Genomic DNA, 20,260 nt, shown 5'->3' on the forward strand with positions numbered 1-20,260 from the left:
TTATAAATGATAGTCTCCCGCAGCCTCCGGCTGATAAAGAATTTTTTCCACCTTAAACCGGACGACACCACCGGGAACTTTCCAATCGATGATATCTCCTTCCAGATAGCCCAGAATGGCCGTCCCCACGGGGGCAAGAATTGAAATCTTATCTTCCAGAAGATCGGCATCCTCAGGATACACTAACGTATAGACGGTTTCTTCCCCTGTCTCCAGATCCTGCAGCAAGATCCTGGAATTCATGGTGATGGCGTTGGCAGGGATTTTTTCTGAAGGTACCACATCTGCCCCATTTAACTCATGCTCAAGATCTTTTAAGTAATCCTTGTTTTTAGCGCTGCCAAACTCTCTTTCCTTATTGATAAGTTTGAGCAGACGCTCACGGTCCACAGCTGTAATACTGATCTTTCTACTCATTTCTCCTGAACCTTCCTTTTCTAATGATCAACACATTGAATGCACCCAGAAAATTTACACTTTCTGAATAGCTAAATATAGAGCGACTATCGCCAGATAGCCGCTGTCAAAAATTTATGTACTTCAAAAAAGGGAGAAATCATTAAACCATTCTAATTATATACCATTTTCTATAATAAGTAAATGTTGGCATATTCCCAAAAATAATTCTTGAATAAAATGGGAGCGATACTTATAATAATAAATAAATTCGCAAAGCCGTTGAAGGAATTGGGAATCTATCCAAAACTGCATAGGAATGCTGAATGAGATTTACGGGAGAAGGGTATGGCCCGCCGAAGAAGTTGAAACTTTCAGGTGACTGGAATAAGTCAGGGACCGTAAATTGACAGCACTCTGGAGAGACTCGCTTAGGGCGCCGAAGGGGCAATACAATAATGTTGTAAATCTCTCAGGCAAAAGGACAGAGAAGGAACAGGGACTGCTCTAGGGGGGGCAATCTCTTGCTTTGATACCCATCGTCCGAATATTCAGAGTCAATCGCTAAAGATTGACTCTTTTTATATATAAACTGCACTCCTTTTGCGAAGGCTGCAACATACAGAAAGATGTGCAGTGAGCTGCGCAGAGAGAGATTAAAGGAGGAGAACACTATGGAAGCCTTACATGACTTTATCATCTGGCTGAACGGCTATCTCTGGGGTCCACCAATTCTTGTTTTACTTTTTGGCACGCACTTATTCCTTACTTTCCGTACTCGTGGCATTCAAAGGTACATTTTTAAAGGGATCAAATTATCCCTCACTAAGGATCCTGATGCCAGCGGCGATGTGAGCCAATTCGGAGCTCTGACCACCGCCCTGGCCGCTACCATCGGAACCGGCAATATCGTCGGAGTAGCTACGGCTGTGGCTTTAGGGGGGCCTGGTGCCGTACTTTGGTGCTGGCTCACCGGGGTATTCGGGATTGCCACCAAATATGGGGAGGCCTTATTGGCCGTAAAATACCGGGTCAAAACCGCTGACGGCACCATGCTGGGCGGCCCTATGTATGCTTTGGAAAGGGGCCTGGGCCAGAAGTGGCTGGCTGTACTCTTCTGTATCTTTACTTCCATTGCCGCCTTTGGCATTGGCAATATGACTCAGGCTAATTCTATTTCCGGTATGCTCAAGTCCCAATTCAATATCAGCCCCCTCCTTACCGGTCTTGTCTTAGCAGCCCTTACCGGGATAGTGATCATCGGTGGAGTGAAATGGATCGCCCGGGTCTGCGAAAAATTCGTCCCCTTTATGGCGATTGCCTATGTCCTCGGTTGTATCATCATCCTGATTATAAATTCTCAATATGTCTGGCCTGCCGTTGTCTTGATCTGTGAATCGGCATTCACTCCAACTGCCGCCGGCGGCGGCTTCGTCGGTGCCAGTATCATTATGGCCGCCCGTTACGGTATTGCCCGGGGTCTTTTCTCCAATGAATCCGGTTTGGGTTCCGCTCCCATCGTCGCTGCCGCCGCTCAAACCAGGAATCCGGTCCGTCAGGCTCTCGTCTCGGCTACCGGCACCTTCTGGGATACCGTTGTTGTCTGTTTAATGACCGGTCTGGTCGTGGTCAGCAGTGTCCTTAGCAACCCGACTGCTGCTCAAGGACTGCAAGGCGGCGATTTGACCACAATGGCTTTTAATCAGATTCCGGTGGTTGGCCCCATCGTTTTAACCTTCGGGCTTTTGACCTTCGTTTTCTCCACCATCCTGGGCTGGTCTTATTATGGTGAAAGGGCTGTGGAATACCTCTTTGGCAAAAAGGGCATCCTCCCTTACCGCCTCCTTTGGGTTCTCGCCGTGTTAACCGGCTCTTTGGTGACTCTCCAATTCGTCTGGGATTTGTCGGATGCGATGAACGCCATGATGGCTATTCCCAATCTTGTGGCGCTCCTTCTCCTAAGCGGAGTTATTGTCTCGGAAACCAAGAAGTATCTATGGGAAGATCGTCTGGATGAAGCCTCTGAGGAGCCCATCCCTGTCATTCAGAATAAATAAGCTCACAGTGGAGCTCAGTATGCCCTTTGCTCACTATATTCTTAGCTTAATGATAGTTTCCCCATAGATGACAAAACACATAGCTGGCGCACCAAACTACGAGACACCTCTCCCTTCCGGAGAGGTGTCTCTATATGCCTTATCCTATCCCATAGAACTGGGGAGGATTTCTATCCAGTAGTTATCCGGATCATTGATAAAATAGATCCCCATGGCTTCATTTTCATAACAGATGCAGCCCATTTTTTGATGATGTTCATGAGCTGCCTGGAAATCATCCACGGTTAAGGCCAGATGAAACTCGTTGTCGCCCAGATTATAGGGTTCTGTTCTATCCCTTAACCAGGTAAGTTCCAAAGCATGAGCGGTTATCCCATCCCCCAGATAAACAATAATGAATTCCCCGCTCTCCGGAGCTATACGCCTGACTTCCTTTAACCCTAATGCCGCTTCGTAAAATTTAAGACTTTTCTCCAGATCCAGCACATTGATATTATTGTGGGTAAATTTAAATTTCATGGCCAGCATCCCCTTCATTTATTTTGGATACGTTTTCTTTGCCGAGAATTAATTATCGACCAGGCCCTCTATTGTCTTGCATATCCATCCATATTATAGTAATTTTTTATAGAGAACACAAACTTCCGATCATTATTAGATGAGGTGATTTTTATGAAAGCTCCCCTCGAAAAGCTAGGACTTCGTATTGAGTATATTCAGCACAGCGGTTTCACCGTGGAAACCGATAAGGAGTTCCTTGTCTTTGACTATTATCAAGGCCAAGTCCAGTTGCCCGGCCATAAGCAGATCACTGTTTTTTCCTCCCATGTCCATCCGGATCATTACAATCCTGAAATCTTCCAGTGGCAAACCCACTATCCTAACATTCACTATATCCTCAGCTCGGATATCCAAGGCCATCCTCAGCTGCCTCCAGGCCAAGAGAACCTTACTTTCTTATCCCCTTATGAAGAAGTTCATAAGAATAACCTGACTATTAGAACCTATGGATCTACCGATGCGGGTGTTTCCTTCCTTGTGGAACTGGGCGCCAAGGAAAGGCTCCATCTCTTCCATGCCGGAGATCTTAACTGGTGGCACTGGCGGGGAGAACCCGAAGCAGATATTCTGTGGGCAGAGAAAATGTTCAAGGAAGAAATCGCCAAACTCAAAGAAGAGAGAATCGATATTGCTTTCTTCCCTGTGGACCCCCGGCTTGAACAGTCCTCCTGCCTGGGAGCGGAGTATTTTATTCAGGAGATCCGTCCCCAAATCCTTGTCCCCATGCATTTTTGGGATGATTATGGATCCATTGGCTCCTTTGTTGAAAAAATGACCGCTTCCCCCACGGCAATCTTAGGCATCAAACAAACCAATCAGTGCTTTGGCATCTAAGCAGGGGATGGCGATCCGCTCAGAGGGAATTCGCCTAAATACTCAATGGGATCCAAGGATACTATCCCTATGGATTCAATGGTCACCTCAATGGAGCGAAAATCTTTTAAGATTTCTTCCAGCACTTTAGGGATCTCCTCCACGGCCGTTTCCATGGAAAGGGTGCAATGGGGATGCCAGATCTGGGGTTTGTAATAGTCCCAGCCCTGCTCTTGCCAAGCCGCCAAGGCAGCATGGAGCATTCCATGGACCCGAAACAGATCATGAGTCAAGTTAGGGGTCAAAAAGATGGTGCCTTTATGAAGAGGAAAAATCCCTACTTGAAGAAATACCAACTCAAAGGAAGGAACAGCTTGAGCCAGAGTCTCCAGTATTCCTTGAGCTTTGGTCAAGTCCAGATCATGATAGATAGCTAAAGTGATATGGGGTCGGCCGTTGGTGCAGGACATGCATTTGCCCAGATTCAAGAGAGCTAACGACTCCCATAGCTTTATTATCGATTGCTCCGCTTCTTCATTGAAGTAGAGATTAACTGCATAGCTCATTCCATACCTCCCCATAGATTATTGCTTTCTTCTACTTTAAAACCCCTGCAGGATAATTGCAAGTCTTTAACAAAAAGCCAGATATTCCGATTCTATGGGATATCTGGCTTAATCTCTTTAGTTTTAACTGTATGTCTTGCCGCTTGCCATTACACTTTGAACCGTTTGATTTCTTCTTGTAATCTGTTGACGCTTTCCTTGGCTCTGAGAATCTGCTCTTTAACTTCATTGGATTTGACGCTTACTTCTGCCGACTGATTGGCAATATCCGCCGTGCCGACGGCACCGCTGTTGGCAGCTTGGGCTACCCCGCCGATGGCATCGGAAATATTTTGGATAGACACCAAAAGCTGCTCCGTGGTAGCACTAAAATCGGCGACCAGCTCATCGACGAAATTGGCGTCTTCGCTGTATCGCTCTGCTACATCCAGCATGACTTGATAGTCATTATTGACATCCACAGACATGAAAGACAATAGCCCATTGGAGCTTTGGGAGAGGTTATCGACAGCACTGGTTACCTTGGTGGTAACCTCCTGTATTTGCATAACCGCTCCTTTGGATTGTTCGGCAAGTTTTCTGATTTCCTCTGAGACAACCGAGAACCCTCTGCCGGCTTCACCTGCTCTTGCCGCTTCAATGGCGGCATTCAGAGCCAGTAAGTTGGTTTGCTCGGTGATCTGCATGATGGCATCCGTCAATAAATCGATTTGGCTGACAACCTTGGCTTCGATAATCGCCTTTTCCAGCTTTACCTGGGTATCGACAAATATATCGGCGGCTTTCTTCTGGGCTGTATTGACATTTCTCTTGGTATCTTCCGCTCTCCCGGTGATTTCCTTGGACGAGATTGCCCCTTGTTGGGATTTGCCGGCGATCAATTGTACTGCTTTTTCAATTTCCTGGGTTGTCGCCGACATTTCTTCCGATGCTGCCGATGTTTCTTCCGTACTGGCCGCCACATCTCCGGTAGTAGCAGAAATCTCTTCCAGGCTCTTGCTGAGATCCACCACATTATCCATGACAGCATGCACTTTTTCTTCGATAGCAACCGATTCGCTCTTAATACTGTTGACCAACTGCTTAATCGAATTCTTCATATGATTGATGGCGTTGGTGATTGACCCCACTTCATCTTTTCTGGCCAGAAACCGGGGGTCGATTTCCTGGGAAAAGTCCCCGTTGGCTACAAGGTCCAAATACTGGGCCGACTTTTTGATGGGGGTCGTGATCTTATTGGCAGTTATGGTAATCAAAGCAATAGTGATGAGCAGCATAAATGCGGAGACCCCCAGCATCATTAATGCCACCCCGTTTGCCCCCTGGGTCAACTCTTTCTCGGACATTAAAGACGCTAAAATCCAATCTGTTCCATCGACTTTATGGGGATTAACTATGTATTTTACACCGTCAATCGTTACATAAAAAGGGGGTAAATCATCAGTGCCCAGCTTCTCCAGTCCTGAGATGTTAAGCTCGTCCAATTTTTTAAAATTATTTTCAGGGTTACTGCCATCGGCTAAAATAACTCCCGTGGTGTGAACAATCATTGAATATCCGGTCGTTCCAGTCTTCATTGAATTGAGCATATCGCTTATGACCGACTGCTGCACGTCAATTCCCAGAGTTCCGACCAGCTTACCGTTGGCATCTGTAAATGAGCGGACATTGCTCGTAATCATGGTATTGGACATGGGATCAAGATAGGGCTCTGTTCTCACAATGGCTCCATTGCCGCCTAAGCCGGTTTTGTACCAGCCTTTCTCGGGAGGATAAAATTTTTCAACCGGTATGGGGGCTTCCGGCCACTGCAGGTAAGCGCCATCTTCCGTTCCGAAATAAACATACATTGTCCCTGGATGGCTGTCGGCATAGTGCTTGAAGATCTCGTAGATCTCTTGTTCTACCCCGCCATTTTGAGAAGGCGTCATTTGTACCTTTTCCATACTGTTGGCGTAAGATGTAATATTGCTTTCCGCCGCTGCCATGACCAGGGGATGGGTGGCCATCATATTGATGTTTTTATCAATCTGATCATAAAATATCTTAATGGACTGCTCGGCTATTTTCATTTGTTCGTTGGAGTAGTTGAGGTAGTCTTCTTTCGATTGCTGAATTACCTCATAACAAGTAATACCACCAACAATAACCAAGGCACTTAAGACAATCATGATCGAGATGGTTAAAAATTGGGTTCGAATACTCTTGAACTGCATCATTAATCCTCCATACTAAAAAAATTCCACTGATTGTTGGCTGGTAACACAAGCCCTTCATATTGCAGCAAGCAATTATGTCGGCCGCAAGTTCATGTGAATACTTTCGGAAATTATGGTACGGATTTTTCTATCAATAAAATTATTGCACTGGAACCTGTGAAATATATGAAATAAATGAAGATATGGAAAAGTGTGCCTCTATATCCTTCAGGGAAGGGAGGCACGCTGCTGTTTGGTCAGAACCGGAATTTTTAATTAGTCCTCAAGCACATCGGCGATCATCTGTTCGACTTCGTCATCTTCCACATCGCCGGCCATTTTTCCTTTATATTCTCCATCTTTAAAGTAAAGAATCTGGGGAACGCCCTTTAATGAGAATCGTTGGAATAATGCTTTGTCTTCTTCCACATCCACATAATAAAAGCCAAAACTTTCTTCATAATTCAAGCGCAACTCTTCTAATACCGGAATAACTTTTTGACAGACATGACAGTTCTTCCTGGAAAACATCACCAAGCAAGCTCTTCCTTCATCGTAAATAAGCTGCTCAAACATATTGGTATCCAGTTTTTCTAAAGACATTTTCTACACTCCTCACCTTTAATTCTGCCTTTACCTTGATTGAAAACAGACGAAGGCCAAGGTCTCCCCAAGAGAGAGCCGACCTTCGTCTATTGAGTTTCTAATGCGTCTTAACCTTCTTTTTTGGCGGGGAGAATCATTTCCACGTCACTGTGGGGACGGGGGATGACATGGACGGAGATGAGCTCGCCAACCCGCTGAGCTGCAGCAGCTCCAGCATCGGTTGCTGCCTTGACCGCACCGACATCTCCTCTTACCATCACGGTTACTAAACCACCGCCGACAAATTCGCGGCCGATCAAATAGACATTAGCGGCTTTAACCATAGCATCGGCAGCTTCGATAGCTCCTACTAAACCTTTGGTCTCAATTAATCCTAAAGCTTCTGTTTTACTCATGATTGTTTCCTCCTAAAATTTCATTTTGCTATTGTTATTTTTGAAGTGGGTGTGAGATCCATCGCATTGGCTTCATCTGTGTCGATATGACACTCAAGCTGCGAGGTGTTATTGGCTCTTATGGCTACATTGGCGTAAGTTCCACCGCGCAGCCCGTTTATTTGAATCGTTACCAGCTCTCCATCCCTTACCCCAAAGCGTTGGGCATCCTCTAAGGACATATGAATGTGGCGCTGGGCAACGATAACACCTTGGGAAAGAAGAACACTTCCTTTGGGGCCTACAAGGGTCATTCCCGGAGTTCCCTGCAGCTCTCCGGACAGCTTTACAGGGGCTTTGAGACCAAGCTTGAAACAGTCTGTTCTGAGTATCTCCACCTGGGATTCCCTGCGCTCCGGTCCAAGGATGCGGACATTTTCAATGGCCCCTTTAGGACCGCAAATCGTCAGGGTTTCCTTGCAGGCATATTGCCCTGGCTGGGACAAATCCTTGATCTTGGTCAATGAGTATCCCTCACCAAACAAGGTGTTCACATCAGCTTTAGAGAGATGAATATGCCGGTTGGATATTCCTACAGGTATGGAACAATCCTCCTGTTGAATATTCCCCCCCTCTTTGACCACTTCCAGCAGAAGTTCCACTAAAGCGTCATACTTTCCCACTTTAGCAGTCACCCCTTTGTTTCAACAGCGACATGACTTCATTGACCAGGGCCTGAATCCGGTCTTCACTGACGGCGGCACCGGAACCGCCCTGTTGTGCGTCACAGGCTGCATAGGAGGAATTCCCATTCTCTGTGACATCTTTGATGCCATAGGCAATCCGTTTAATATTGATCAAGTGCATAGGGGTTACATTGTCTGAGGTTGCGCTTCCGCCCCAAGTACCGCAGCCTAAGGTAAAGGCGGGCGCCAGTCCTGTACTTACTCCTACACCGCCATGGGTGGATGGTGTATTGACCAAAATTCTGAACACAGGTTTTTCCGCAAACTTGATGGCCATTTCCGGATTTTCCGTATGAATGGAAAGGCTGTGGCCCACCCCGCCATTATTAAGCAGTTTAATACATAGATCGCAGGCTTCATGCCAATCTTTGACGGTATAGAAGGCCAGCACCGTGGTCAGCTTCTCATAAGAAAGTGGATAGCCCTCACCGACTCCCTGTTGCTCTCCCAACAGCACTTTTGTCCCCGGGGGAATGGAAATCCCGGCGCCGGCTGCGATATCTGCAGCCGATCTTCCCACCATTTTGGCATTCATCGCATGGCCCCTGTTAAACAGTTTACGGCCCACTTTCTCAGTTTCCTCCGGGGTCATGAAGTAGCCGCCATGACGTTTGAACTCCTCCATAACCTGGTTGCGAATGCATTCTTCAACCACTACCGATTGCTCGGAAGCACAGATAGTGCCATTATCGAAGGTTTTGCTGGTGATAATATTTCTGACGGCTTTGGGAATATCAGCCGTTCTTTCAATATAGGCGGGAACATTGCCCGGGCCTACACCCAAAGCCGGTTTTCCTGCACTATAGGCCGCCTTGACCATGGCCGAACCGCCCGTGGCAATAATCATGGCCACTTCGTCACATTTCATGAGTTCATTGGTTGCATTCATGGATGGCTTGGCAATGCAGCCGATGATATTGGCCGGAGCACCCGCCGCCACTGCCGCATCGTTCATCAACTTAGCGGCTTGCAGTGTGCACTTCAAGGCCGATGGATGGGGGGAGAAAACAATTCCGTTACGTGATTTAATGGCAATAATCGATTTGTAGATGGTGGTGGAGGTGGGGTTGGTGGAGGGGACAATCCCCATCAGCAATCCCACCGGTTCCGCAATCTCCATGACCTTATTGATCTTGTCTTCCCTAATAACCCCGATAGTCTGCATCGGTTTGATAAATTGATAGAGTTCTGAGGAGGCAAAGCGATTCTTAAAAATCTTATCCTCTACTTTGCCAAACCCTGTTTCTTCCACCGCTAACTTTGCCAGAGAAACAGCATTTTCCTCCGCTATTTTCACCATATTGCAAATGATTTTATCAATCTGCTCGCTATTGAATTGTGCCAGTTCAGCCTGGGCCTGTTTGGCCTGACGGGCAAGATTTCTGGTCTCCTGCACAGATTGTAAATCATAATCAAAGTTTAGCACTTACGTTCCTCCCTTCACCGTCATTCATGTTTTCGGTTGTAATACTCCTTGAGTTGCTGGATAAGATCTTCTTTATTTGCTTTGGATATGGCTCTTCCTGCTATGGCAAGTCCTTTGTATTCTCTGGCCAGATTGCGGAGTTTTAGGACGGGGAGAGATTTCAGGGCATCCACGCATGGTTCAAGGCCAAACTCTTGCACAAAATCATCTATTGTCTGTTTATTGGTTGTTTGATCAAACCCCGGAAGGTCCTTGACTTTTTCCGGTTGCGACACAGGGGGTGCCTGCTTTGCAGCGGGGCTGGGGCTGATCATTCCTTCGATTTCCTGATGGGGTCTGGGAATGACATGCTGTGAAACCAGCAGCAAAGGGCTGATCTTTTCCACCGCGACAGCGCCTGCTTCCACAGCTGCTTTCACAGCTCCCACATCCCCGGTTACCGAGATGGTCACCAGACCACCGCCGACAAAATCCCTTCCCACAAGTTCAACCTGTGCCGTTTTGAGCATGACATCTGCACATTCGATAGCAGGGAGGAGTCCTCGTGTCTCAATAAGGCCAAGAGCCTGCATAGCCTATCCTCCTATTGTTGAACCTGAATTCAGGCCCGGTTTGCTGGGCAGGTAATAGAGAAGATTTTGGCATACCCGGAAGCCCTCCAGGTCACCCGCGCGCCTTTCGGCACATGCAGTACATCTCCTTGGCAGGCTTCAAAGGTTTCACCATTGATGGTGATCCCCAAGCATCCTTCCAAAACAATACCAATTTCTTCACAGCTCAAGGTGCGGTCAAAGCTGGATTTTTCAATGGTCAAAAAACCTGCACTCATTTGAGACTCGTCTTTGCCGATGACCTCACGATAGGCTGCCTTGGTACCCGGTTTCCCGGTGTCCAAGTCCTCATAATTTACCGTCCTGCCACGGACAATTTTCAGCCCGCTTTGAGGCTCACCCTCGGTCATAAAGGGCGGTTTAGCTGCGGGGGCCGCGACACCTGTCAAAAGGTGATTGGTTAAGACCATTTTGATGGTTTGATAGATCATATCCCTGTCAAACTCTGCTTCCCGCTTCCCAGTTTGCTGCAGATCACTGAATTTGCACTCTTGATTTTGGGCAGCAGCTGCGGCGAAAACGAATTCCACACCCAATTCTTTAGCCAGGTCCCTGGCTGAAGGAGTAACAATCGTTCCCCCTGCCACGCAGAATTCTTTTTGGCCTTTTTCTGCTGCTGACTTGACATCGTCAGCACAAATGAGTTTCTTCAAAATCCCACCTCCTTTCCATTCTTACGGTGATCAACGTGAATCCTGGAGACCTGGTACTCTGTAACATCCTCACTGAGTATTAATATAGGGACGTCCACAATCTATCGGACGGGGAAGGAATGACCTCAATATCCACAAGGAGGCCTTTTTCCATAGCGATAGCCTTCCCTGCTTCAATGCCTGCTTCCACAGCGGCCACATCCCCGGTAAAAGTAAAGTACGCTTTGCCGCCCAGTCCGCTGCCCAGGCGCAGCTCCAGAGCCTGAACATCGGCAGCTTTGAGTGCCGCATCAGCGGCCGTGATCATGGAGGCCATGGAGAAGGATTCCATAATTCCCAGTGCCCCGGTTCCATCCGGCATGGTCGTGGCCGTGATCGCCGGGAAGATTCCTTCATGGACATTGGGCAGGATAAAGCTGTCCACTAAATATTCCCCGGAAATGGCCATCCCTGTGCTGATCGAACTTTCGACGGCCGCCACATCTCCTTGCACGATAGCAATATATTTGCCCGGACAGACAGGGGTTGCACTGACCACATCAACGTACGCTGTTTTAAGCATCTGGTCGGTGGCATAGATTCCCCTGGCCACACTGGTAAGCTCAATCATACCTATTGCTCTATACATACTACCCCACCTTTACCACAATAGAATTGTCTTTAATCTCGACAACGGTGCCGGCCATGCTGGCATGGACCGGGGCTCCGAGACTGTTTTCCGGTATTTTGCCGATCATCTGCCCCACCTCTACATGCTGGCCTACGGTGACGATGGGCTGGGCCGGTGCTCCGATATGCTGGCGCAAGCCGATTTCCAGATACTCGGGCTTAAACTGGAGGTCGGTCAAAGGTGCCGGTTGATCGAAGGTGGTTAACCCTATTTTAACCACCAGGCGTTTGCTGGGTATCAGCCGGTACTCCCTCGCCGAGCGGGGCTGGAACTCCACCTGGGTGGGCTGGTAACGAATCCCCTGTTCCGCCAGTTTTTGTTTGTAGAAAATATTCACCGTTTTCGGGTGGAGATTGGCCGGACAGGAGAAAAGTTCGCAGGCGTTGCATTCACAGCATAACTGGGCGATCTGCAATTCCTTCACATCCTGAAGATCATAGCTTAAAGCACGCATAACTTTATGGGGCTGCATATCATGGCCCAAAAGATAACGGGGACATAGGTCCGTACACATCCGACATTGTTCACAGGCTGTTTTGGTGATGACCCGCCCCTGGTTGATCTTGACGGATTTTTTGCGGATGAGGAAATGATCCTTTTTAAGCAGGATAAAGCCCTTGCTTTTCTTGGTGACATAGCCGTCGATCCCCTCCAGGACGGAGCCCATCATGGGACCACCGTCGATCACCCCATAGTCCTCCTCATTTTCCAGTCCGCATTGTCTGAAGAGTTCCCGGATGGGCATGCCCACCGGCACTTTGACCGTTAAGCGGTTGGGAATATCACCGGCAAGGGTGACATAGGTTTCGGTGACCGGCTTGCCTGACAGGGCATAAAAAATATTCAAAGCCGTTTCCGAGTTGATCACCACACACCCTACTTTGAGGGGGATGGAGGCTTCCGGAACAACCCTTTTGGTCAGCTCGTAGACCAGAACCTGCTCATCGCCGGCCGGGTAGATATCCCGTAATTCCATCACTTCCATATAATCTTTCAGCCCTAAAGCGACGATTTTTTCACGCAGAAGCTTGACGATGGTTTTGTGTTTTCCTTTGATGCCGATAACCGCTTTGCGGGCTTCTATATACCGCCCTGCTGCTTCCAGCCCTTTGATGATTTCTTCACTGAACTCTGCCATCAATTGCTGATCCACCCGCAGCAGCGGTTCACATTCAGCCCCGTTCAACAAGATATATTCTGCCTTCGCGGCCAGTTTGGCGTGGGTTGGAAACCCAGCTCCCCCTGCCCCGATGACCCCGGCATCCTTAACCCTATTCAGCAGATCCAACTTTCCCCACCTCCAGATTCCTAAAACGTACAGTCTTCATCGATGATTCCTACAATGACAGCATCAATGGGTATATCGTCCTGCCCCAGCATTTTGCGGGCGGAGCTGCCTGTGCATACCAGCACCCGTTCACCGATACCGGCGCTGATGGTGTCGGCGGCAATGATCAGACGGCCTTTATCGATTCCACCCAGAACTTCCACCAGCATGAATTTCAGTCCTCTCAGTGAATCGGCCTTCCGTGTTGCCCAGATATTATCAATTACTTTTGCTGCTATCATGGGTTCTCACCTACTTTGATTTCTCGCATTTTATATTGAATATCTTTAATAGCAGCTTCCACCGAGGCTGTATCGCCAAAAATGGCGATCATAATCAGGTTTTGCGGGCAATGACCTTTAATATCTTCCACAAAAACTCCCGCCGCTTTTTCAGCGATATCGGCAGCCACCACCATATCGATCATCCGCCCCTGAACTAAGCCGACGGCATCGTAGTTTTCCAGCGGAACACTTGGTGCAGAACCTTTACGGCGAAACAGGAGATCCACCGTCCCTTGGGAAGGAGATTTGATGATCCGGTATTCCATGACTAAGACTCCTCTCTAAAGGATTTCCTGCGTACAGTTCAGAGCGATGCCTAAGGGTGTCACAAACATGGGGTTCTGCGGTTTATAGGTGGGAATACCTGTCTGTCTGGCGATGCTGGTTTCAATTCCTGCCAGGCAGCAGGTTCCGCCGACCAGATAGATTGTTTCGACTTGATAGTCCCTTAAGTGGCGGTTTAGGATGGAGGACACTTTTTCAATTACCGGCCCTACCACAGGAGTCAATTCCCGATGGTTTTTAGGGTTCTGCTTATAGTTTTCCGCCTCGTCAAAGCTTATTTTATAGGCTCCCGCTATCACCAGGGAAAAATGGGTGCCTCCGGTGGGTTCATCAGCCACATAAATCACTTTTCCATCTTTAAGGATGGTAATTCCTGTGGTTCCTCCGCCGATATCCACGATGGCCCCATCTTTAATTTTCAGTACGGCATTGGCGGCTGTGGGTTCGTCCAGAAGGTTGGTGATTTCAAACCCGGCTCCCTGGACCACATGTTTGATCACTCCTGAATCCAGGGACATGGTTCCCGGCGGCAGAGCGGCTGCGGCATAGATGAGTTCCGTGCCCAGCTTTTCTTCCAGCTCCTGCTTCAATTCCTTAACGATGCGGATGGCGCCGATATAATCCACCACCATCCCATCTTTAACCACATTGGCAAAGCGATAGGCCCCGGCCACCGGCTGATAATTCTCATCGAGAACTGCCAGTACGATATAGGCCGTTCCCAGATCAATTCCCGTATAATAAACGGAGGATTTGCTCAGGATGGGATGCTCAATCACTTTTTCGAAATCCTTAACCAGTTGATCGCAGTATTCAAAAGCCGAATTTACGTTTTGCATTGTTGCCCTCCCAGACACTTCCACATCATGAAGCAGAGGATGTTCATGATCAGATTGATTTTCTCAATGAGATCCTCCCGTGAGCAAACGTTGAGCTCCTTATCCCAATAGGCTTCCAAAACAGCAGATTCCAGCTCGCGGAGAGAAGAGCGCAAATGGTTTAACGAGGCAATAGCTGCTCCATTTTCCGCCCGCACATGAAATTCGGTGATATCAAAGTGTTTACCCAGATAGGTTGAACAGTTTTTCATCTCTGCTTCAGACCAATCCTGAAATTGCAGGTTAACCGGCGACGTCTGTTCCCATGTCGATCGTTTCACCTCGCTGAAGCATCTTCCCAAGGCAAATACTTCTTCGGCCAGAACAGTGCTGCCACCGCTCAAAAGGTTCGCTCCCACCATCAAAAACAGGGATTCCATGCTTTCCATCCTGCGTCTTAAGCTCAGAACGCTCCAGCTTTCCCCTTCCTGTTCCCTTCCTGATTTGCCGTTGCCGGTGCTCTTGCTTTTGCTGTCCTGGGCTTCCTTCAGCTTGATTCCCCTATCGACAAGAAATTGGCGGGCTTCCGGTGTGAGTTTTGTCCGGGGTTCCAAGGTATACGCCGTAAAGGGCTCTGCTTTATACAAATCGCGCAATTCCGTCTCGGTAATAAACCTCATGGTTTCACCTCCGCTTCCTGATCTTCCTTAATTAATGTTCTATAAATAATACCCGATAATTAATACCTTTTAAATTAGTGCCTTTAAAATGCCTTTATAACCTTTATAATCAGTGCCTTATTAAACTTGATAGGCTTAAGAGATATTCCTTCAGCTCTTCCACCCCTGTGTTGTCTGTTGACGAGATCCGGAAATAAGGTTCGGAAACCCCGATGCTTTGCAGCTGATGGATACACAAGGGAATGTTCTCCGGTTTCAGGTCAACCTTCATCATCACACCACTCACCGGACAGGTAAAGGTTTTGGCAAAGCTGGGCGGATAAACCTCCACAGGCCTGGATGAGTCGATCAGCAGGAGCACATGGGATGCCGTTTGGGCTGTAGCAATCAGGTATTTATACATAGAAGGGTTTTCAATATATGAACCGGGAGTGTCAATGGTATTTTTCCCATAAATAACATCCTGGGTTTTCTTTAAGGGTCTGGAGGTATCATTGAGGATATTGGCCAAAGAGGATTTGCCGGCCTGAGTGGGTCCGACGATCATGATGCGCTTTTTCATGTGCTGGTTATCCTGGCTGGAGTAAAGTTTAACAGTTTTTCCAGGGTGTCATTGATGGCGGCCATAGCGGCTCCCACACTTGCCACATCTCCGGATATCACTAGGGAACCGGTAAAGCGGTCTAAAAATCCGATCTCCACATTGGAGGCCTTTGTGGCAATATCGGCAGCGATAATCGCCGTCTCACTGGGGGTGAGGGTTAGGATTCCAATCGCGCCGCGTTCTTCAATTCCCAGACGTTCGTATAAGTCCTGTACCGGTGAAGCGATGATATGAGCCAGAGTGACCTGCTTACCGGGAACGTATTCCTGGATGATCCGTTTTCTGTCGAAGTCGTCGGTAGTGCTCATAGAATGCCTCCGTTCGGATAATGGTTTTGCTGATCCGGGAGTGGTCTCCAGGATTTTGATTTACACCGGTCGCTCCATAAGCTGCGCGGACAAAACTACCGCTCAAGCCCTCCGCTCCGCCGGGACGCCGCCCAAATCGCTCCTCGAAAGCACTGCTTTCGCACTTGTTCTCAATGGGCGGTTGGAAACGTCCTGTTTCCACCCCGGCTCCGCTGCAGGCTTTTCGCGAAGTTTTGTTTCCGCTCGCTTAAAGTCGCTTCCCTTGTGTAAATCAAAATCCTTGGGCTGCTTTTCGGGAGTGAGCAAGCGGGGCGTTGCAGGGCGGGCTTCCTTGCTTAGGTTGCTTTTTCCGTCTTGGCCGGGCCGCTTGCGGCATGGCCGGCTATTTTTAGACGGGGCTAATAGATGACCCCAAAGACCCCCAAGCGTAGCTTTACGTACAAAAGAGAACGGATTTAGCGGAGGGGCGGTCAGGTGAACGAAGCAGTCTTAACATTGTGGAGCCACGGTTCACATGCAGAAAACAGCGGGGTTTGGCGTAACAGTTAAGAATGCGAGTGAACCAGCCCTGGAGCTATGGAGAGAACGTTATGCGTGAAGCTACGCGACCCGGGCAGCTTCGCCCCTGCCCAAACTAATGCCTGATCACCGCCGCCCGCAGGTCATACTCTCCAATAAGGCGGGCGATCTCATCCAACTCCTCGGCCTTAAAGCTCAAATCCTCAGTAATGGTGTAGTCCATATCCAACTGCTTATATTTGTTAATCCCTAATTTATGATAGGGCAGCAGGTCGATTCCCTGAAAATTTTTGCAGCGATTGAACGGTTGCAGGAACTCCATGGTGCGGCGGATGGTGTCGTTGCTGTCATTCATTCCTCTGATCAGAGGCATTCTGATTTTGACATTGAATCCGCGGTGGATCAGCTCGGTCAGGTTATCGAGAATGCGTTCATTCCGTACCCCTGTCAGTTCGTAGTGCCGATCCGAGTCGATGTGCTTGAGATCATACAAGAACAAATCGGTGAACTGAGCGATCATGAGCAAAGTATCCAGCTTGGCATACCCACAGGTTTCAATGGCGGTATTGATTCCCATCCGTTGACATTCCATGAGCAGATTGGTGGCAAATTCGGGCTGGGCCGTTACTTCCCCGCCGCCAAGGGTGACTCCTCCACCTGAGCTCAGGTAGAAGAGTGCGTCTTGTTGGATGATTTCCAGCACATCAGAGATTTTCAGATCTGTACCGGCAATGGAGAGGGCTTTTTTCGGACAGATTGCTTCACACTTGCGGCAGCCTACACAATCAATGCTCCGGTTGATGGTGTGCTTGGGCGGTCCATAGCAGGTATGTGCCGTCTTGCCGTCCTGATTGGCAAAAGAGTGGATGTTGACGGGGCAAACCGGAATACACTTGCCACAGTGAATACATGAGTCCTCCATATACATGACCTGGTATTTTCGTTCCAGTCCCTCCGGGTTGGAACACCATCGACATCTCAGGGGGCACCCTTTGAAGAAAATCAGGGTTCTTATACCCGGTCCGTCATAGAGAGAATACTTCTGAACATTGAAGATCCTCGCCTGCCGTTCTAAAATGCTGCAAATTTCAGTACTCATAATGTCTCCATCTCTAGAAACTACCTATTTAAAAAACTACTAAAGAGCTGCCTATCTAAAAACTGCCTATAAATAAGAAACTATTTTTAAAAGTGATCCAAGACAGTCCGGCTGATGATTTCATCCTGAACTTCTTTGCATAATTCCACGAAGTAGGCGCTGTATCCGGCCACCCGAATGATGAGATCCCGATACTTATCCGGTTCGATTTGAGCCCGTTTCAGAACTTCATTATCAACATAGCTGAATTGCATCTGGCCGTTGCCGAGGATGGAGGCTGTTCTGAGCAAGGTGATCAGGCCGTTTTCCCCTTCCGGAGTTTCCAGAATACCGCGCAATAGTTTGAAGTTATGCACCATGCCGATATTCATGGACTCGACGCTCAGCTTGCTGACGGATTTGATGATGGCGGTGGGTCCAAACTTATCCGCACCTTGGGTGGGACTGATTCCGTCGGACAGCGGTGTCCAGGCCAGCCGGCCGTTTGGTGTGGCTCCTGTTATTTCGCCGATGGGGGTGTTGTTGGAAATGGAAAGGGTACCATGGGTAAAATGGGAAAAAAGCATTTTGAAGGAATTGTGCACCCGCTCAGTCCAAACAATAATATCTGAAGCAATTAAATCAGCATAATCATCATCATTTCCGTATTTCGGCGCATTCAGGCAATCGGTCCGCAAGGCTTCATAGCCTTCAAAATTGGCATTCAGGGCATCCCTGATTTGTTTCAATGTGTACTTATTCTCTTCAAAGACCAGCTTTTTGATAGCGGCCATGGAGTCTGCATAAGTTCCCAGGCCGGAGAAGATCAAGCCAGGACCAAAATTGATCCGCGCTCCACCGTTGGTAACATCCGTTCCCTTTTCCATACAGCCTTCGACCAGCAAGGACATCAGAGGTTTGGGTACGAGCTCTTTATGAACACGCTGGCTGACGATGGTGCCAATGGCTGATAAGCGAATAATGTGCTCGATTTGCTGCTTGCAGGCGGCATCAAATTCTTCATATGTCTTGAAGTTATCGAGATCGCCGGTGTCAAGACCTTCCATGGTGCCCCGCCATTTCATGACCCCGCGGTTCAGAACAAATTCGATGGCGATGGGCCATTGAGTATAGCCGGTGGAGGTCCACTGATAGATACCGCCGGATTTCTGAGGTTCCACACAGCCCATCAGGCAATAATCCCGGGAATCCTCAATGCTGAAGCCTTTGGCCAGCATCATCTTGATATGGCTGTCATCAAAATGGCAGGCAGGGAAACCCAGTCCGGCTTTCACCACTTCCACGATCTTTTTCAGATAGCTTTGGGGGGATTGATTATGAATCCGGCAGGCCAGGGAAGGCTGATACATCTTGGTAAAGCGCACGGCATCCATGATCAGATAGGTCAGCTCGTTGGTGGCATCCCCTCCGGTACGCTTCTGTCCGCCTACAGTACAGTTGATGAAGGGTTGGTAGCCGGCGAAATATTTAGCGCCCTGCTCACTGGACAGCCACATTACTTCCGAGCATTTGATCAGAAAACAGCTCAGCAATTCGAAGGCTTCCAGTTTGTTAAGCCGGCCGGCATCCATATCGGCCTTAAACATGGGGTAAATATATTGATCCAAACGTCCCAGGGAAATACCTGTCTGGTTCTCTTCCACCACAAACAGGGATTCCAGGGTCCAAATCGATTGCAGGGCCTCATGGAAAGTACGGGGCGGGTTAGCCGGAACCCAGGTCAAAATGTCGGCGATCTTGTACAGTTCTTGTTTTCTTGCTGAATCCATTTCCCGGTCCGCTGTTTCCCGGGCATAATCGGAAAGCCGTTGGGCATAAGCCAGAATACCGTCGCAAGTTTCAATCTCTGCTTTATAGAAGTAGATCTTGTCCATATCCTCCGGGTTTTCCATAGACAATTTGCTCAGTCTGTCCTCAGCTTCTTGCCGTATTCCTTTAATCCCTTTTTTAATGAGAATCACATCATATCCGGGAGCGGTATCGCCGCCGCCGTTGATTTGATGGTAGGAAAGGTCACTGACAAAGGACTCCCCGGAAAAGGACCAGATCCCGGCATCTTCGTATTGTTTCTGACAAATCTCATCCACGCTCTTCCCTTCCCAGAAAGGGAAGATTTCTTCCCGGAGGATGCGCTTATCTTCCTCACTGATTTGAAAGGGATCCTGGGGCCGGGTGGCCATGGTATCCAATTCATCCCGTACCCATCTCCAGGCAATATCCGGCGAAAAGGCACCGGCCCGCGGTTTTCCGCAAGGATGTCCGATAATGAGTTCGTCTTTTTGAATGAGGAGAGGCGCTGTCTCACAGGCTCTCCTGAAGCACTTGGCCCGAAGCAGAATCTTGGGTAAGCCGGGGTTTATTTTGGTCACTTCCGTGAATGCTCTGGCCCGATAGATGCTGACACTGGGTTTAGCTTGCAAATAGGCTGTGCGCAGATTGTTTAAACGCGGGGTAAGACCGGTGATCTCCCCTTCGTAGACAGGGGATTTTCTCTCCTGGTCCGCCGAAGATGGGGAATTTACGGCCAGTTCCCTGGAGATCTCCTGAAATAGTTTCATAACAATAGCTGTTTCTTCTGGAGATAAGTTCTTAGTTACATCGGCAAATTTTGCCGAAAATTCTCTGCTATCCATCCTTTGCCCTCCCTTTATTTATTGGC

At 48.4% G+C, this 20,260-nt stretch carries 23 protein-coding genes and 1 riboswitch; of the genes, 2 read left to right on the forward strand and 21 right to left on the reverse strand.

Annotation, left to right across the window (positions count from 1 at the left end; genetic code table 11):
• Complete coding sequence (gene rnk, locus BUA14_RS09340; RefSeq protein WP_072772368.1) at nt 1–417, reverse strand: nucleoside diphosphate kinase regulator; 417 nt, start codon at nt 415–417, stop codon at nt 1–3.
• A 386-nt stretch (nt 418–803) separates the two neighbouring features.
• A riboswitch (glycine riboswitch) is annotated at nt 804–894 on the forward strand.
• Nucleotides 895–1,070: 176 nt separating this feature from the next.
• Here rnk and BUA14_RS09345 point away from each other — a divergent pair.
• The gene (locus tag BUA14_RS09345) at nt 1,071–2,453 is read left to right on the forward strand and encodes an alanine/glycine:cation symporter family protein (protein WP_072772369.1); all 1,383 of its coding nucleotides are present in this window, start codon (nt 1,071–1,073) and stop codon (nt 2,451–2,453) included.
• A 144-nt stretch (nt 2,454–2,597) separates the two neighbouring features.
• Here BUA14_RS09345 and BUA14_RS09350 read toward each other — a convergent pair whose 3' ends face one another.
• Nucleotides 2,598–2,981: a VOC family protein gene (locus tag BUA14_RS09350; protein WP_072772370.1), complete on the reverse strand. Its 384-nt coding sequence runs from the start codon at nt 2,979–2,981 to the stop codon at nt 2,598–2,600.
• Nucleotides 2,982–3,125: 144 nt separating this feature from the next.
• Between BUA14_RS09350 and BUA14_RS09355 the strand changes: the two genes are divergently transcribed.
• Nucleotides 3,126–3,848: an MBL fold metallo-hydrolase gene (locus BUA14_RS09355; protein WP_072772371.1), complete on the forward strand. Its 723-nt coding sequence runs from the start codon at nt 3,126–3,128 to the stop codon at nt 3,846–3,848.
• On the opposite strand, the gene BUA14_RS09360 is transcribed toward BUA14_RS09355, so the two are convergent.
• From BUA14_RS09360 to cutC, 19 genes are all read right to left on the reverse strand, one after another.
• Nucleotides 3,845–4,393, reverse strand: coding sequence for a 2'-5' RNA ligase family protein (locus BUA14_RS09360; RefSeq protein ID WP_072772372.1), 549 nt, complete (start codon nt 4,391–4,393; stop codon nt 3,845–3,847). The two genes, BUA14_RS09355 and BUA14_RS09360, sit on opposite strands and share 4 nt — an antisense overlap.
• A gap of 149 nt (nt 4,394–4,542) precedes the next feature.
• A complete protein-coding gene (locus BUA14_RS09365) occupies nt 4,543–6,609 on the reverse strand; it encodes a methyl-accepting chemotaxis protein (protein ID WP_072772373.1) in 2,067 nt (688 codons plus the stop codon).
• Nucleotides 6,610–6,867: 258 nt separating this feature from the next.
• Complete coding sequence (locus tag BUA14_RS09370; protein ID WP_072772374.1) at nt 6,868–7,194, reverse strand: thioredoxin family protein; 327 nt, start codon at nt 7,192–7,194, stop codon at nt 6,868–6,870.
• A gap of 110 nt (nt 7,195–7,304) precedes the next feature.
• The gene (gene eutM / locus BUA14_RS09375; protein ID WP_014795914.1) at nt 7,305–7,592 is read right to left on the reverse strand and encodes an ethanolamine utilization microcompartment protein EutM; all 288 of its coding nucleotides are present in this window, start codon (nt 7,590–7,592) and stop codon (nt 7,305–7,307) included.
• A gap of 20 nt (nt 7,593–7,612) precedes the next feature.
• The gene (locus BUA14_RS09380; protein WP_072772375.1) at nt 7,613–8,254 is read right to left on the reverse strand and encodes a phosphate propanoyltransferase; all 642 of its coding nucleotides are present in this window, start codon (nt 8,252–8,254) and stop codon (nt 7,613–7,615) included.
• 1 nt (nt 8,255) lies between these two features.
• Nucleotides 8,256–9,743 carry an acetaldehyde dehydrogenase (acetylating) gene (locus tag BUA14_RS09385; RefSeq protein WP_072772376.1) on the reverse strand — a complete coding sequence of 496 codons (1,488 nt, stop codon included), beginning with the start codon at nt 9,741–9,743 and terminating at the stop codon, nt 8,256–8,258.
• A gap of 20 nt (nt 9,744–9,763) precedes the next feature.
• Nucleotides 9,764–10,315 (reverse strand): BMC domain-containing protein, encoded by a 552-nt coding sequence (locus tag BUA14_RS09390; protein ID WP_072772377.1) that lies wholly within the window; start codon nt 10,313–10,315, stop codon nt 9,764–9,766.
• A 29-nt stretch (nt 10,316–10,344) separates the two neighbouring features.
• On the reverse strand, nt 10,345–11,007 hold the full coding sequence (locus tag BUA14_RS09395; protein WP_072772378.1) for a cupin domain-containing protein: 663 nt from the start codon (nt 11,005–11,007) through the stop codon (nt 10,345–10,347).
• 79 nt (nt 11,008–11,086) lie between these two features.
• The gene (locus BUA14_RS09400; RefSeq protein WP_072772379.1) at nt 11,087–11,635 is read right to left on the reverse strand and encodes a BMC domain-containing protein; all 549 of its coding nucleotides are present in this window, start codon (nt 11,633–11,635) and stop codon (nt 11,087–11,089) included.
• A 1-nt stretch (nt 11,636) separates the two neighbouring features.
• Complete coding sequence (locus tag BUA14_RS09405) at nt 11,637–12,965, reverse strand: 4Fe-4S dicluster domain-containing protein (RefSeq protein ID WP_072772380.1); 1,329 nt, start codon at nt 12,963–12,965, stop codon at nt 11,637–11,639.
• Nucleotides 12,966–12,985: 20 nt separating this feature from the next.
• Nucleotides 12,986–13,246 carry a EutN/CcmL family microcompartment protein gene (locus BUA14_RS09410; RefSeq protein WP_005815267.1) on the reverse strand — a complete coding sequence of 87 codons (261 nt, stop codon included), beginning with the start codon at nt 13,244–13,246 and terminating at the stop codon, nt 12,986–12,988.
• Nucleotides 13,243–13,554, reverse strand: coding sequence for a BMC domain-containing protein (locus tag BUA14_RS09415; RefSeq protein WP_072772381.1), 312 nt, complete (start codon nt 13,552–13,554; stop codon nt 13,243–13,245). Before BUA14_RS09415 ends, BUA14_RS09410 begins: the two co-directional genes overlap by 4 nt.
• A 15-nt stretch (nt 13,555–13,569) precedes the next feature.
• A complete protein-coding gene (gene eutJ / locus BUA14_RS09420) occupies nt 13,570–14,412 on the reverse strand; it encodes an ethanolamine utilization protein EutJ (RefSeq protein ID WP_072772382.1) in 843 nt (280 codons plus the stop codon).
• Nucleotides 14,400–15,071: a cobalamin adenosyltransferase gene (locus tag BUA14_RS09425; RefSeq protein ID WP_072772383.1), complete on the reverse strand. Its 672-nt coding sequence runs from the start codon at nt 15,069–15,071 to the stop codon at nt 14,400–14,402. The genes eutJ and BUA14_RS09425 overlap by 13 nt, the downstream gene beginning before the upstream one ends.
• Before the next feature lie 109 nt (nt 15,072–15,180).
• Complete coding sequence (locus BUA14_RS09430; RefSeq protein WP_072772384.1) at nt 15,181–15,633, reverse strand: EutP/PduV family microcompartment system protein; 453 nt, start codon at nt 15,631–15,633, stop codon at nt 15,181–15,183.
• Nucleotides 15,630–15,983, reverse strand: a complete 354-nt coding sequence (gene eutS / locus BUA14_RS09435; protein ID WP_072772385.1) for an ethanolamine utilization microcompartment protein EutS — start codon at nt 15,981–15,983, stop codon at nt 15,630–15,632. Before eutS ends, BUA14_RS09430 begins: the two co-directional genes overlap by 4 nt.
• A complete protein-coding gene (locus BUA14_RS28845) occupies nt 15,925–16,185 on the reverse strand; it encodes a hypothetical protein (protein WP_178371664.1) in 261 nt (86 codons plus the stop codon). The genes eutS and BUA14_RS28845 overlap by 59 nt, the downstream gene beginning before the upstream one ends.
• Before the next feature lie 432 nt (nt 16,186–16,617).
• Nucleotides 16,618–17,601 carry a choline TMA-lyase-activating enzyme gene (gene cutD / locus BUA14_RS09445; protein ID WP_072772387.1) on the reverse strand — a complete coding sequence of 328 codons (984 nt, stop codon included), beginning with the start codon at nt 17,599–17,601 and terminating at the stop codon, nt 16,618–16,620.
• An 86-nt stretch (nt 17,602–17,687) separates the two neighbouring features.
• A complete protein-coding gene (cutC, locus tag BUA14_RS09450; RefSeq protein ID WP_072772388.1) occupies nt 17,688–20,234 on the reverse strand; it encodes a choline trimethylamine-lyase in 2,547 nt (848 codons plus the stop codon).
• Nucleotides 20,235–20,260: the final 26 nt, after the last annotated feature.

Origin of the sequence: Desulfitobacterium chlororespirans DSM 11544 (genome assembly GCF_900143285.1) — a bacterium.
Taxonomy (GTDB): domain Bacteria; phylum Bacillota; class Desulfitobacteriia; order Desulfitobacteriales; family Desulfitobacteriaceae; genus Desulfitobacterium; species Desulfitobacterium chlororespirans.

Coding starts and splice junctions, on each gene's coding strand:
- rnk (WP_072772368.1), bottom strand. CDS start 417: ATGAGTAGAAAGATCAGTATTACAGCTGTGGACCGTGAGCGTCTGCTC.
- BUA14_RS09345 (WP_072772369.1), top strand. CDS start 1,071: ATGGAAGCCTTACATGACTTTATCATCTGGCTGAACGGCTATCTCTGG.
- BUA14_RS09350 (WP_072772370.1), bottom strand. CDS start 2,981: ATGCTGGCCATGAAATTTAAATTTACCCACAATAATATCAATGTGCTG.
- BUA14_RS09355 (WP_072772371.1), top strand. CDS start 3,126: ATGAAAGCTCCCCTCGAAAAGCTAGGACTTCGTATTGAGTATATTCAG.
- BUA14_RS09360 (WP_072772372.1), bottom strand. CDS start 4,393: ATGAGCTATGCAGTTAATCTCTACTTCAATGAAGAAGCGGAGCAATCG.
- BUA14_RS09365 (WP_072772373.1), bottom strand. CDS start 6,609: ATGCAGTTCAAGAGTATTCGAACCCAATTTTTAACCATCTCGATCATG.
- BUA14_RS09370 (WP_072772374.1), bottom strand. CDS start 7,194: ATGTCTTTAGAAAAACTGGATACCAATATGTTTGAGCAGCTTATTTAC.
- eutM (WP_014795914.1), bottom strand. CDS start 7,592: ATGAGTAAAACAGAAGCTTTAGGATTAATTGAGACCAAAGGTTTAGTA.
- BUA14_RS09390 (WP_072772377.1), bottom strand. CDS start 10,315: ATGCAGGCTCTTGGCCTTATTGAGACACGAGGACTCCTCCCTGCTATC.
- BUA14_RS09400 (WP_072772379.1), bottom strand. CDS start 11,635: ATGTATAGAGCAATAGGTATGATTGAGCTTACCAGTGTGGCCAGGGGA.
- BUA14_RS09410 (WP_005815267.1), bottom strand. CDS start 13,246: ATGATAGCAGCAAAAGTAATTGATAATATCTGGGCAACACGGAAGGCC.
- BUA14_RS09415 (WP_072772381.1), bottom strand. CDS start 13,554: ATGGAATACCGGATCATCAAATCTCCTTCCCAAGGGACGGTGGATCTC.
- eutJ (WP_072772382.1), bottom strand. CDS start 14,412: ATGCAAAACGTAAATTCGGCTTTTGAATACTGCGATCAACTGGTTAAG.
- BUA14_RS09425 (WP_072772383.1), bottom strand. CDS start 15,071: ATGAGGTTTATTACCGAGACGGAATTGCGCGATTTGTATAAAGCAGAG.
- BUA14_RS09430 (WP_072772384.1), bottom strand. CDS start 15,633: ATGAAAAAGCGCATCATGATCGTCGGACCCACTCAGGCCGGCAAATCC.
- eutS (WP_072772385.1), bottom strand. CDS start 15,983: ATGAGCACTACCGACGACTTCGACAGAAAACGGATCATCCAGGAATAC.
- cutD (WP_072772387.1), bottom strand. CDS start 17,601: ATGAGTACTGAAATTTGCAGCATTTTAGAACGGCAGGCGAGGATCTTC.
- cutC (WP_072772388.1), bottom strand. CDS start 20,234: ATGGATAGCAGAGAATTTTCGGCAAAATTTGCCGATGTAACTAAGAAC.